Source organism: Streptomyces sp. NH27, assembly GCF_056859195.1.
In genome coordinates this window covers 1-11,916 of record NZ_JACEGK010000228.1, presented here as the reverse complement: position 1 = coordinate 11,916, position 11,916 = coordinate 1, and the positions used below count along the sequence as shown (strand labels likewise).

Annotated in this window: 12 protein-coding genes; 7 read left to right on the top strand and 5 right to left on the bottom strand. The window is 71.7% G+C overall.

Annotation, left to right across the window (positions count from 1 at the left end; genetic code table 11):
• Nucleotides 1-93: 93 nt before the first annotated feature.
• Both AC13HU_RS19555 and cdgB read right to left on the bottom strand, forming a co-directional pair.
• Nucleotides 94-1,296 (bottom strand): sensor histidine kinase, encoded by a 1,203-nt coding sequence (locus tag AC13HU_RS19555; protein WP_483043195.1) that lies wholly within the window; start codon nt 1,294-1,296, stop codon nt 94-96.
• A gap of 131 nt (nt 1,297-1,427) precedes the next feature.
• Nucleotides 1,428-3,086, bottom strand: a complete 1,659-nt coding sequence (gene cdgB, locus AC13HU_RS19550; protein ID WP_483043196.1) for a diguanylate cyclase CdgB — start codon at nt 3,084-3,086, stop codon at nt 1,428-1,430.
• A 335-nt stretch (nt 3,087-3,421) separates the two neighbouring features.
• On the opposite strand from cdgB, the gene AC13HU_RS19545 reads away from it, so the two are divergent.
• Nucleotides 3,422-3,934, top strand: coding sequence for a flavin reductase family protein (locus tag AC13HU_RS19545; RefSeq protein ID WP_483043194.1), 513 nt, complete (start codon nt 3,422-3,424; stop codon nt 3,932-3,934).
• A gap of 91 nt (nt 3,935-4,025) precedes the next feature.
• Here the strand turns inward: AC13HU_RS19545 and arfB are convergent, their stop codons facing one another.
• A complete protein-coding gene (gene arfB, locus AC13HU_RS19540; RefSeq protein WP_483043193.1) occupies nt 4,026-4,451 on the bottom strand; it encodes an alternative ribosome rescue aminoacyl-tRNA hydrolase ArfB in 426 nt (141 codons plus the stop codon).
• Between the two features lie 140 nt (nt 4,452-4,591).
• On the opposite strand from arfB, the gene AC13HU_RS19535 reads away from it, so the two are divergent.
• The 6 genes from AC13HU_RS19535 (at nt 4,592) to AC13HU_RS19510 (ending at nt 10,407) form a co-directional block, all read left to right on the top strand.
• Nucleotides 4,592-5,167, top strand: coding sequence for a TerD family protein (locus tag AC13HU_RS19535; protein WP_483043192.1), 576 nt, complete (start codon nt 4,592-4,594; stop codon nt 5,165-5,167).
• A gap of 359 nt (nt 5,168-5,526) precedes the next feature.
• Nucleotides 5,527-5,982 carry a tellurite resistance TerB family protein gene (locus tag AC13HU_RS19530; RefSeq protein WP_483043191.1) on the top strand — a complete coding sequence of 152 codons (456 nt, stop codon included), beginning with the start codon at nt 5,527-5,529 and terminating at the stop codon, nt 5,980-5,982.
• A gap of 18 nt (nt 5,983-6,000) precedes the next feature.
• Entirely contained in the window at nt 6,001-7,029 is a 1,029-nt protein-coding gene (locus tag AC13HU_RS19525; protein ID WP_483043190.1) for a helix-turn-helix transcriptional regulator, read from the top strand.
• A 614-nt stretch (nt 7,030-7,643) separates the two neighbouring features.
• On the top strand, nt 7,644-9,320 hold the full coding sequence (locus AC13HU_RS19520; RefSeq protein ID WP_483043189.1) for a hypothetical protein: 1,677 nt from the start codon (nt 7,644-7,646) through the stop codon (nt 9,318-9,320).
• A gap of 83 nt (nt 9,321-9,403) precedes the next feature.
• A complete protein-coding gene (locus AC13HU_RS19515; RefSeq protein WP_483043188.1) occupies nt 9,404-9,811 on the top strand; it encodes an ArsR/SmtB family transcription factor in 408 nt (135 codons plus the stop codon).
• Nucleotides 9,808-10,407 carry an SRPBCC family protein gene (locus AC13HU_RS19510; RefSeq protein ID WP_483043187.1) on the top strand — a complete coding sequence of 200 codons (600 nt, stop codon included), beginning with the start codon at nt 9,808-9,810 and terminating at the stop codon, nt 10,405-10,407. Before AC13HU_RS19515 ends, AC13HU_RS19510 begins: the two co-directional genes overlap by 4 nt.
• Here the strand turns inward: AC13HU_RS19510 and AC13HU_RS19505 are convergent.
• Complete coding sequence (locus tag AC13HU_RS19505) at nt 10,356-11,432, bottom strand: alpha/beta fold hydrolase (RefSeq protein WP_483043186.1); 1,077 nt, start codon at nt 11,430-11,432, stop codon at nt 10,356-10,358. The genes AC13HU_RS19510 and AC13HU_RS19505 overlap by 52 nt on opposite strands.
• Nucleotides 11,433-11,566: 134 nt before the next feature.
• A complete protein-coding gene (locus AC13HU_RS19500) occupies nt 11,567-11,884 on the bottom strand; it encodes a hypothetical protein (RefSeq protein ID WP_483043185.1) in 318 nt (105 codons plus the stop codon).
• Nucleotides 11,885-11,916: the final 32 nt, after the last annotated feature.

Genomic DNA, 11,916 nt, shown 5'->3' with positions numbered 1-11,916 from the left:
CGGTCGGGGTGTTGTCGGCGCGGCGCAGCGGGTTCGGGGGCCGTGCGTTCCAGGGCCGCGCGTTCGAGGGCCGCCGGTTCAGGGCCGGGAGCGTCATCCGGTGCCGCGCAGCGGCAGCACCGCACTGATCCGGAAACCGCCGCCCGGGCGCGGCCCCGCGGTGAGGGTGCCGCCGACCATGCCGATGCGCTCCCGCATACCGATCAGCCCCTGGCCCATGCCGTCCCGGCCGCCCTGCGCGTACAGCTCGCGCCGCGCGCCCCGGCCGTCGTCCTCGATGAGCAGGTCGAGCGCGGCATCGCCGAAGCCGAGCAGCACGCTGGCACTGGCCCCGTCGCCGCCGTGCTTGCGCACGTTGGTCAGCGCCTCCTGCACGATGCGGTACGCGGTCAGCTCGACGCCGCTGGACAGCGGGCGGGCCTGCCCGGCCACCTCGAAACGCACCGGCAGCCCGGCGCCGCGCACCTGGTCGATGAGGTCGGCGAGCTGGTCGACGCCGGGCTGCGGGACGTACTCGCCGCCCGCGTCGTCCCCGGCGCGCAACAGCCCGAGCAGCCGCCGCATCTCGGCGAGCGCCTGCCGTCCGGTGGTCGAGATCGTGGAGAGCGCCTGCTTGGCCTGGTCCGGCGCGGCGTCCAGCACGTACGCGGCACCGTCGGCCTGCACGACCATCACCGACACGTTGTGCGCCACCACGTCGTGCAGCTCCCGGGCGATACGGGCCCGCTCGGCGGCCACCGCGGCCTTCGACTGGGCCTCGCGCTCCCGGTGCAGCCGGGCGGCCCGCTCCTCCAGCTCGGCGTAGTACGCCCGCCGGGTGCGCAGGCGGTCGCCGACCACCCAGGACAGCGCGAAGATCACGGTCAGGAAGAAGGTCTGGAGCAGCGTGGTCCAGATCGTCGAGTACGCGGTGTGCGGCGGCCAGCGGAGCATCGACAGCGGGGCCGCGGCCAAGCCGCCGATCAGGGCGAGCCGGGAGGACCAGCGCGCGCCGTTCGACGCGCAGGTGTAGATGATCACCAGGAACGCGACGTTGCCCGGATTGGCCTGCACGTTCAAGGCGAGTTGCAGCAGGCCGACGGCCACGGCGAGCAGCAGCAGCCGCTCCGGGGCCCTGCGGCGCAGCGCGACGACGGCGGCCAGCGCGAACGACAAGGGGATCGCCACGAGGCGCGTCGGCCTCGACAGGCTGCCGTCCGCGACGATCCACAGCGCGCACGACACCAGCAGGATGACGGCCCAGAAGCTGTCGACCCACGTCGGGTGTCGGCGGAAGAAGTCGTAGACGCGCTGCACATAACCCAGCGTAGGCACGGCGACCCGTCACGGGGTCAACCCCCAGAGCGATCCGCGCTACTCCGCAAGGTGGACCTTCGGTCCGGTCGGCCATCCCCAGGGCGGCCCCGCGGGCAGGGTCGCCGCGGGTGTCAGCCCGCTCGGCGGTGGTTGGGGCGGGAGGTGGAGCGGGAGCGCTTTTCGACGTACATACGTTGGTCGGCGGAGTGGAGGACTTCTTCGGCGGTCATGCCGCAGCCGGCCCAGCCGATGCCGAAGGAGGCGCCGACGCGGACGGCGCGGCCGTCCACGCGGATGGGCGGGATGATCGCGTTGCGCAGCCGCACCGTGAGGTCGGTCGCGTCCGCGGGGGCGAGTCCGTCGGCGAGGACGACGAACTCGTCGCCGCCGAGCCTGGCAACGGTGTCACCGTCACGGACGGCCCCGGTGAGGCGGCGGGCGACCTCGATGAGGACGGCGTCACCGGTGTGGTGCCCGAACCGGTCGTTGATGGACTTGAAGCCGTCGAGGTCGCAGAAGAGCACGGCGAGCCCCTTGCCGGCGTCTTCCTCCTCACCCTCGTCGGGCGCGACCGTGTGGACGTGGGAGTCGAAGGAGAGCGGCGCGGCCAGTTCGTCGGGTCCGTAGCCGTAGCTGAAGGCGAAGCCGTCGGCGCCCTCGGGCTCGACGGGCAGCCCGGAGGCGTCGGCGGGGCCGCGCTCCTGCGGGTGCGAGCACAACCGGGCGGACAGCCGGGACCGCAGCTCCGCGCTGTTGGGCAGCCCGGTCAGCGAGTCGTGGCTGGCCCGGTGGGCGAGTTGGAGCTCGCGGCTCTTGCGTTCCTCGATGTCCTCGACGTGGGTGAGCAGGAAGCGCGGCCCGTCGGCGGTGTCGGCCACCACGGAGTTGCGCAGGCTCACCCATACGTAGCTGCCGTCGCGCCGTGCGAGCCGCAGTTCGGCACGGCCGCCCTCCGCGGAGGTGCGCAGCAGCAGCCCGACGTCCTCGGGGTGCACCAGGTCGGAGAAGGAGTAGCGCCGCATGACGGACGCGGAGCGGCCCAGCAGGCGGCAGAGCGCATCGTTGGCGCGCAGCAGCTTGCCGTGCTGGTCGCCGCCCATCTCGGCGATGGCCATGCCGCTGGGGGCGTACTCGAACGCCTGCCGGAAGCTCTCCTCGCTGGCCCGCAGTGCCTGCTGGTCGCGCTCCAACCGGACCAGGGCGCGCTGCATGTTCGCCCGCAGCCGGGCGTTGCTGATCGCGATGCCGGACTGGAACGCGTACATCTGGAGGGCTTCACAGCCCCAGGGACCGGGGTGGCGTCCGCTGGTGGGCCGGTCGACGGATATCACCCCGATCAGCTCGCTGCCGACCGTCTGGGAGGCGTACATGGGCGCGTAGAGGCGGTCGCCGGGGTGCCACTCGTCCGGGAAGCGCGGCAGCGGGCCCTCGGTGTGCCACTGCGGCACATCGTCGTCGATGAGCACCCAGCCCTCGGTGTGCGGGATGAAGCGCAGGGCGCCCCACTGCTCGCCCATGGCCAGCCGGCGGTCCCAGGAGATGCGCGAGCCGACCCGCCCGGACAGCAGCGCCTCGCCCGCCGCGCTCCCGGCGAACGCGGCCACCACGAGGTCGCCGTCGGGCCGGACCAGGTTCACGGCGGCCAGTTCGTACCCCAGGCCGCGGACCACTCCGTCGGCGACCGCCTGGAGCGCGTCCGCGAGGCTGCGCGCGGTGTTGAGGTCCGCCACGACCTGATGGAGCTGACGCAGGGTCGCGAGACGGACATACGGCTCCGACTCGGTGTCCATGCCCTTGTGCCCTCCCCACGGGTCCGGTGACAACTCCAGCGAGGTTCCCATGCCCCGGTCGCCGTAGCGGCCGCGTCGTAATTCACAGTTTTCCAATTACAACGCCACTGAATCACAGCGAGCTGTCCAGTCGGTACACAGGGTCAACAATTCCTCCTGCTTGTGACTCAAGTCACACCCATGGGTAGGCAGTTGGGTACAGACCGTAGAGCACCGGTCCTAGGTCCCGATACCCGCGCGGGATGGGACCGGAGCCCGATGCCACCGTCTTCTACCGGCCCGTAACGTAAGGAAACGTGCTTCACACTCCGCCTGGACGGCATCCTGGGACCACCATGGGTCAGACCGTCAGCACCGACGACTTCCGCGCCGCCATGACACGCCTGTCCGCGGGCGTCGTCCTCGTGACCGCGTACGACCCCGAGGACGGGCCGCGCGGCGAGGACGTCGGCATGACCGCGACCGCGTTCATGTCCGTGTCGCTCGAACCGCCACTGGTGCTGATCAGTGTGCGGGTCGGATCGCGGATGGAGGAACTGCTCGACCGGCAGCCCCGGTGGGCGGTGTCCGTGCTCAGCGAGAGCCAGCGGCACATCGCCGGGCGGTTCGCGATGCGCGGGCGGATCAGTGACCGGCTGCTGTTCGAGGACGTGTCCTACTACCGCGGCGAGGCGTCCGGCGCCCCCATCCTCGGCGGCGCCCTGGCGATACTCGAGTGCGAGACCGAGCAGCATGTACTCGCGGGCGACCACGTGCTCGTCATCGGCCGCGTCCTGACCGCCCGCACCCCGAGCGCCGAGGGCGGCCCGCTCACCTACTTCCGCGGCCGCTACCGCTACCTCTCCTGACCGGGCGCGGCCCGGCCCGGCCGCTGTCACTGCCGGGCACCCCGGCTCGGCCCGGCCGCCGTCGGTCCCGGCATCGTCATCGCGGGGCACCTCAGTCCCAGGCGCCGCCGCGGCCCTTCTTCGTCTGACCACGCTGCTTCTTCTCGCGGAGCCGCTTCTCGTTGATCCCCCGGGGGATGCGGGTGGGGCGGCGGGTCTTGGGCGGCGGGGCCGTCGCCTGCGCGAGGATCGAGGCCATCCGGGCCGCGGCCGTCTCGCGGTTGCGCCACTGCGAACGGTGCTCGGACGCCCGTACGGTGAGCACCCCGCCCACCAGGCGTCCCGACAGCCGCTCGAGCGCCCGCTCCTGCCACACCGGCGGCAGCGACTCGGTGGCCGCGAGGTCGAACCGCAACTCGACCTGGCTGTCACTGGTGTTCACATGCTGGCCGCCGGGCCCGGACGAGCGGGAGAAACGCCACATCAGCTCGGCCTCCGGGATGGAGACCGAGCCGCGGATGATCAGTGGCCCTGGCATGACTCCATGATCCCGCCCCCGCCCCTCCGCGTCACGGGGATTTCCCGCCGGGAGCGGAACCGTATGAGCCCCGCTCCGCGTTCAGACGGGTGACGGTAGTTTCGTCCGGAACACCTACGACCACACAAAGGGGACTTCCCATGGCGGTAAGCCTGACCAAGGGCGGCAACGTCTCGCTGACGAAGGAGGCGCCCGGTCTGACCGCCGTCACCGTCGGTCTCGGCTGGGACGTCCGGACCACCACCGGCACGGACTTCGACCTCGACGCCAGCGCCATCGCCGTGAACGCGACCGGCAAGGTCCACTCGGACGGCTTCTTCATCTTCTTCAACAACAAGCAGAGCCCCGACCAGACCATCGTGCACACCGGTGACAACGTCACGGGTGAGGGCGCGGGCGACGACGAGTCGATCAACGTCAACCTCGCCGCGCTGCCGGCCGACGTCGACAAGGTCGTCTTCCCGGTCTCGATCTACGACGCCGAGACCCGCAGCCAGAACTTCGGCCAGGTCCGCAACGCCTACATCCGCGTCCTCAACCAGGCCGGCGGCGCCGAGATCGCGCGCTACGACCTGAGCGAGGACGCCGCCACCGAGACCGCCATGGTCTTCGGCGAGCTGTACCGCAACGGTGCGGAGTGGAAGTTCCGCGCCATCGGCCAGGGTTACGCCTCCGGCCTGGCGGGCATCGCCAGCGACTTCGGCGTCAACCTCTGAGTGCTCGACTTCCGAGTGCCCGGGCCGCCGAGTGCTCGGCCGCTGACCGTTCAGCGTCCGACCACACTCAGCCGCCGACCGCGCTCGGCGGTTCGGCGGACCCGCGGACGGCTCCCCGGCCCGGCACTGCCGGTGCGGCGGGAGCCGTCCGCGCGTTCGCCCACAGCGAACACGCCGGCGCCGCGGCGCGGTTCGGCCGTGCGCCGGCCCGATCGACCCGATCGGGCCGATCGGCCGCCCGATCGACCTGCCGTACTTGGGAACTCCTTTACGCTTCCGATGAGTTCTCGGTAAGGAACGACGACGAACCGTACGACCGCAGCGCGGCCCCGTACCGACACACGCTCAGGAGAGACGCCATGGCACTGTGGGACCGCTTCAAGGAATCCGCCCAGGGCATGCAGACCCAGCTCAACGCGAAGAAGAACGACCTGAAGAGCGGCGCCTTCCGCGACGCCAGCATGGCGATCTGCGCGCTGGTGGCCGCGGCCGACGGCAGCGTCGCGCCCGAGGAGCGGCAGCGGGTGGCCACGCTCATCGGGAGCAACGAGGTCCTGCAGAACTTCCCGGCAGCCGACCTCCAGCGCCGTTTCGACGACTACCTCAACCGGCTGGCCGCGGACTTCGACTTCGGCAAGGTCGCCGTCCTCCAGGAGATCGCCAAGGTGCAGAAGAAGCCCACCGAGGCACGAGCGGTCATCCAGATCGGTATCGTCATCGGCGGCGCGGACGGTGTGTTCGACAAGTCCGAGCAGGGAGTGGTACGCGAGGCGTGCTTCGCGGTGGGCCTCAACCCCGCGGAGTTCGACCTCTGACGCGGGGAGGGCCGGCGGATGCCGGATGACGAGGACCATGCGCTGGCGGTGTACGAAGTGCTGCGCCAACTGGGCAGCGCGCAGCCGAGCCGGATAGGCGGCGCGACCGCCCTCGACCAGGAGCAGACCTCCGCGGCACTGGCGCGGCTGACCGAACTCGGCCTGGTCCACGGGCGCCCCGACGGCCAGTTGGAGGCGGTGGAGCCCGACACCGCGCTGGTGTGCGCCATGGACACGTACCACCGGGCCGCCGAGGACCACGCGAGCCGGGCCGAGTCCTTGTACCGGGCCACCCAGGCCCTCCTCTACGTCTACCGGCCCGCCGTCGAGCGCGTGTCGAACAAGGTGGAGATCGAGTCCATCACGGACCCCCGGGCCAAGGTGCGGATGGTCGCCGCGATGAACGCCATTGCCCAGACCAGCGCCGACTCGTTGCACCCGGGCCCCATGCCTCCGATGGAGGTGCTGGAGATGTCCATGGAACAGGACGCCCAGATGCTCAAGCGGGGCGTGCGGCTCCGCGCGATATACCCGGCGGCCGTTCTCCAGTCGTCGAAGCACGTCCGCTACCTGGAGCGGTTGTCCGACCTCGGCGTGACCGTCCGGCTGCTCGACCACGCGCCGTTCGACATCCTGCTCCAGGACCGGGAGGTGGCCTGCCTGCCGGCGAATCCCGATCACCCCGGTGGTTCGCCGATGCTGCTGGTCCGCAGCACCAAACTGGTGTGGCCGCTCCAGGTGATCTTCGAGGACTACTGGCTGCGCGCCGTCCCGCTGGAGCACACGGTCTCCTCCGGCTCCGGCGCGTCGGTCTTCACCCCGCAGGAGCGGGTGGTGATCCGGCTGATGGCCACCGGCCTGAGCGACGACCAGATCGCCCGCAAGATGGGCGTGCACCGCCGCACCGTGCAGCGGGCGGTGGCGAAGCTGATGGACCGGCTGCACGCCGGCAGCCGCTTCGAGGCGGGTCTGAAGCTCGGGCAGGACAAGGAGTTGGCACGAGTGCTGCCGCCGAGCCGGAGCGGGGTCGGCGTTCCCGTGGGCTGAGCCGACTGTCCTGCGCGGCTGCGCCGGCGTTCCCGTGGGCTGAGCCGACTGTCCTGGGCGGCTGCGCCGGTTGTCCTGGCCGACCGCGTCTTGACCGCTCGTTCCCGCGCGGCGGACGCGCGGGAACGAGCGACGCGGGAGGCCGTTGGGCCGGTCGACCCCCCGTCACGTCCGCCGAGGGCTCCCCCCCCTGGCAACCGGGCGAGCAGACCGGTTGTGCCCTCGGCGACGCCCGGCCGCAGCAATACGGGGAAGCCACGGCCGGCGGCGCCCAAGGCGCCTGGGCGACTTCGGGAGGCGGGGAGTCACGCCGCGAAGTGCCGTGGTGAATTGATATCCGAACAAGCCGTGCGATGCCTAGCCGCGTTTCGTCGACTACGCCTGGGACGCACGTCTCCAACCCGTCACGACCTGGGATTTCGTCCTTCGACGGGTACGCTTGTCCAAAAAGCGACACGTACCAATATGGACACCAGAACCCGCGTCGGTGATGACGATGCGGCGGCGGGGGCTCCGGTGGAGACTTGGCGGCGAAGGGAACCACCAAGCGCTCTCCCGCTGTCCCTCATCGTCGGAGAGCGCGGTGGCGCGCGATCGTGGGGGAGACGAAGCGGATGGAAGAGTCAGCGGACAAGGCTGCGGAGACAGCGGTGGACAAGGCCGTGAAGACAGTCGGAGAACCGGAGTCTCGAATTCCGGATGGGGCGCCTGACGGGTCCGGCGACGCCGGGTCCGACGGTTCCACCGCGGGGAGTTCCGGCTCCGGGGAACCCGACCCAGGGGGTTCCGGCTCCGGGGATCGCGGTGCGGCGGGCCCCGATTCGGAGAACCCGGGCGCGGAGAACCCGGGCGCGGAGAACCCGGGCGGGCAAGGTCCCGGCCCGGAGGACCCCGGGTCCGGCCCCAACTGGTGGCGGCGGCACCCGCGCTGGACCGGTGGGGTGGCGGTGGCGGCCGTGGTGGCCGGGGCGTTCACCGGCGGATGGTTCGCCGCGCCGCCGGACCACACCTACACACCGCAGGTGTCGGCCTCGGAGCCGGTCACGGTGACCGCCACACCGACCCATGACGGACGCGTGCCCTCCTGGCCGACGCTCGGCAACCGGCCGAACGACCGGGACCCGGGGCACGCGGCCATGGAGATCATGCTCTCCAACGGCTTCGGCCCGCACTCCTGGGTCAACTACCCCAACTACAAGCCCGATTCCCAGACCCCAGTCTTCTACGACGACCACCACCCGAGCGGCGAGATCATGTTCTCCGGCACGGTGCCGCACCTGCCCCACGTGACCCTGGTGTCGACCAGCGGCGAACTGCTGCAGTACGAGAGCGGCCCCGGAGCGGGGTCGGAGAAGATCGTCTACCGCGCGCCCGTACCCTGGGACGACACCCCCATGTTCAGCCCACCGCTCGCGCTCAACTGGGACCGCCGGTCGGGCGGGCCCTTCCCGCTGGCCATACCTCCGTGGCTGACCCACGTCCAGGTCGAGGGCTTCGACGGCAAGGACGTCGGCTGGCGGCCGCTGAAGGTCACCGACGGACTCAGCGCCCCCGTCCCCCAGTTCACCTACAAGTCGACCGCCTTCGGAGACCATCACATCGTCGACGCGCACAGCGACTGCGGGGTCGGGGCGCTGATCCAGGCCGACGACACCTCGTTGGGCGCGCCCCGCAAGGTCACCTTCGTCTACGACCCGGGCTGGCCGTACGCGGTCAGCGTCAAGTACGCGCCGTCGAACGCCGACCTGCCCGGACTCGGCCGGTCGGCGCCGTTCGACCAGCCGTACATCCGCCGGATGGCCGGCGCCCTGCTGTGCGGGACGTCCGGCATGGACGAGGATGATCCGCCCGCCTCGGAGGTCAGGTGGACCCAGGAATGGCATGGCACCACCGTCCCCGACGGTGAGGTGGCGGTGGTCCAGCAGGAGGTCTCCTATCCCTCCGGCGGCAACTACAGCGGGGCCTCCCGCGGTGGACTGCTGGAGGTCGGCATCGACAAGGCGTCGGTCTACACCGACCTCGGCTCGAACTACGACAATTCCGTCTACTACGCCCCCGTGTCCTCCGCAGGCTGCATCACCGGCGCGGACGGGCTGATGGTGTTCGGCCCCACGACCGCCACCACCGTCACCCTGGTCGACCCGCTGACCGGGCGGCACTGGTCCGGACACGGCCACGTGCTCAAGGTGCCCAAGGGCCAACTGCCCAAGAAGGGGACCCCCTTGACCGCCACCGCGGTCACACCCGGCAAGAACGGCAGCACCGACACCGGAAACTGCACAGCGCCGTAACACCCCGCCGGGCCGGCCGGGCGCCCCGCCCGGGCCTGCGTATGCCTTGACGGTTATATTCCAGATGAGGCATATTAGGTCTCATGGACACCGCGGTGTGGGGCGCGCTCGCCGACGAGAACCGGCGGGCGATACTCGGCCGGCTGCTGACCGGCCCGCAGCCGGTCGGCGAACTGGCCGAGCGGTGCGGGTTGAGCCAGCCCAGCATGTCCAAGCACCTGCGGGTGCTGCGCGAGGCCGGGCTGGTCCGCGTGCAGGTCGACGCCCAACGCCGGGTGTACGCCCTGGAGCCCGCGCCGATGGCCGAGTTGGACGCGTGGCTGGCGCCGTACCGGCGGCTGTGGAACCGGAGCCTCGACGCGCTCGGCCGCCGTCTGGACGAGGCCCGCGCCGGCTCCGCGGAGCCGGCCGGTCCCGTACCGCCGCCCCCGCCGGCTCGACCGGCTCGACCGGCACCGCCGACGCAACCGAGAGGCAGGAAGCAGCCATGACCGTCATCGACCCCGGCAGCTACCTCGAACTGGACGGCGGACGGCCCGCGGTCCGCTTCGAGCGGGTCTACGCCCACCCGATCGACCGGGTGTGGGCGCTGGTGAGCGAACCCGCCGAACTGGCGCACTGGTTCCCGTTCCCCGAGATCACCGTCGATCTGGCGGTGGGCGGCGAGATCACCTTCGCCGGCGACCCCAACATGCCGGACATGGTGCTGACCGGAGAGGTCACGGCGGTGGACCCGCCGCACCTGTTCGCCTTCACCTGGGGCGGCGACGAGTTGAGGTTCGAACTGACCCGGCTGGACGGCGCCCGCACCCGCCTCACCCTCACCGACCTCCTGGAGAGTCCGGAGACGGCGGCGCGCAACGCGGCCGGCTGGGACCTGTGCCTGGCCGCCCTCGACGCCCGCGCGGCCGACGCAACGGCCGGTGCGGCGGCCGACGAAGGAGCCGGTGCAGCGGCGACGCGACAAGCCGCACAACGGCCCACGGAGCCGCGGCCCAGCGGTCCGCCGCCCGCCTGGCAACGGCGCTACGACGCCTATGTGGCGGCCGGCCTGCCCAACGGCGCCCCGATCCCGGGCGGTTCCTGACCCGCCGCGGGGACGTACGTCGCCGGGTGGCAGTACGGCAGCGGGTCGATCGCGCGATCGGTGCAGAACCGTACGATCAGGTCGCCGAGTTCGTCGCTGCGCTCCACCGGCAGGAGATGGTCGGCCTCCTTGACGGTGGTGAACCAGGCACCCTCCAGGCAGCGCGCGGCGGCCAGGCCCATGGCGGGCGGCGTCAGCGTGTCGTGCTCACCGGTCAGCACGAGCGCGGGCACGCGGGGCACCGGCCGAGGCACGTACCAGTCGTGGGACATCAGGCGGTGGTTGTGCTCCACGTCCATCCGTACCTCCTCGGCGCTGCGCCCGGCGAACTGCCGGTACAGCAACCGGGACACGGCGGCGTACCGCTGCACGGTCCCGGTGCCGGGCGGGGACATGAAGCGGTCCACCAACTCGCGGGCGATGTCGTCGCTGCGTCCCTCGGCGAGCATCTTCATCCAGCGCGGCACGCGGTCGGTGTAGTCCTGCGGCAGGTCCCTGGTCATGCCGACGAGCATCAGCCGCCGTACCCGCTCGGGGTGGCGCTGGGCGAAGCGCAGGCCGATCGCGCCGCCGAAGCAGGCGCCCAGCAGGTTCGCCCGGGGGACGCCGAGGTCGTCGAGGGTGCCGAGCACCGCGTCGGCGAGGAAGTCGATGCCGTGCCGGGCGGGCAGGAAGGCGGCGCCGCCGTATCCGGGCAGGTCCACGGTGATCACATGGCCCAGCGGGCGCAGCGCGCGCTCGTGCCGGGTCCAGGACAGCCGGTCCTGGGACGAGCCGCCGAGGATCAGGAACGGCTCGGTGCCCGGGTCCTCGCACCAGGCGACCCGGGAGACGAAACGGAAGCCGTCGGCGCTGAGTTCGCGTTCCTCGACCCCGCCGCGGCCGGCGGACCCGGGTCGTTCGCGGCCGGAGAGCTCCGGCCCCGGTCGCCCGAACCCCGGTTGTCCAGGGCCCGGTTGTCCAGGGCCCGATTGCCCGGGACCCGATTGGCCGGGCAGCGCGGCCCGCGTGGTAGTAGTAGTCATACCGGGACACTCCTGGTTTTTCGGTCAGGGCGAACTGCATCCCTATCACGGCCGGGCGCGGTCGGCGGCACCCCGAAGCGGAGCGCCGTCGGCGTACGCCAGTGCCAGCCGTACGCGGTGGGCACCGGCCTTCCTCAGTGCCAGCGGTACTCGCCGACCGCACCGCCGGTGACCGTGACCGTGCCGTGCGGGGTGTCGGCGTTCCTCCAGACGGTGTACTCGCCGGCCTCCAGCGGCGCGATGACCAGGCAGTGCAGGGTCCGATCCGGCAGGTGGCGGGGGCGCACCGCGGCATGGGTGCGCCGGGCGGGCTCCGCGACCGGGCTGACCTCGATCTCCAGGCCGTCGTGCTCGGGGCCGGTGTGGATGATCACGGCGCCGGTCCGCTCGCCGATGTCCAGGACGACGCTGCCCTCCAGCGAGGGCGCGGTGGTGTGGTGGTGGTCGTGCATGGTGGGACTCCCTCGGGGCCGGCCGCACCCGA

What these genes read in the sequence shown, in the direction of transcription:
- AC13HU_RS19520 (WP_483043189.1), top strand. Translation starts at nt 7,644, where the DNA reads ATGGAAGAGTCAGCGGACAAGGCTGCGGAGACAGCGGTGGACAAGGCC.
- AC13HU_RS19510 (WP_483043187.1), top strand. Translation starts at nt 9,808, where the DNA reads ATGACCGTCATCGACCCCGGCAGCTACCTCGAACTGGACGGCGGACGG.
- AC13HU_RS19500 (WP_483043185.1), bottom strand. Translation starts at nt 11,884, where the DNA reads ATGCACGACCACCACCACACCACCGCGCCCTCGCTGGAGGGCAGCGTC.
- AC13HU_RS19535 (WP_483043192.1), top strand. Translation starts at nt 4,592, where the DNA reads ATGGCGGTAAGCCTGACCAAGGGCGGCAACGTCTCGCTGACGAAGGAG.
- arfB (WP_483043193.1), bottom strand. Translation starts at nt 4,451, where the DNA reads ATGCCAGGGCCACTGATCATCCGCGGCTCGGTCTCCATCCCGGAGGCC.
- AC13HU_RS19530 (WP_483043191.1), top strand. Translation starts at nt 5,527, where the DNA reads ATGGCACTGTGGGACCGCTTCAAGGAATCCGCCCAGGGCATGCAGACC.
- AC13HU_RS19545 (WP_483043194.1), top strand. Translation starts at nt 3,422, where the DNA reads ATGGGTCAGACCGTCAGCACCGACGACTTCCGCGCCGCCATGACACGC.
- AC13HU_RS19505 (WP_483043186.1), bottom strand. Translation starts at nt 11,432, where the DNA reads ATGACTACTACTACCACGCGGGCCGCGCTGCCCGGCCAATCGGGTCCC.
- cdgB (WP_483043196.1), bottom strand. Translation starts at nt 3,086, where the DNA reads ATGGACACCGAGTCGGAGCCGTATGTCCGTCTCGCGACCCTGCGTCAG.
- AC13HU_RS19515 (WP_483043188.1), top strand. Translation starts at nt 9,404, where the DNA reads ATGGACACCGCGGTGTGGGGCGCGCTCGCCGACGAGAACCGGCGGGCG.
- AC13HU_RS19525 (WP_483043190.1), top strand. Translation starts at nt 6,001, where the DNA reads ATGCCGGATGACGAGGACCATGCGCTGGCGGTGTACGAAGTGCTGCGC.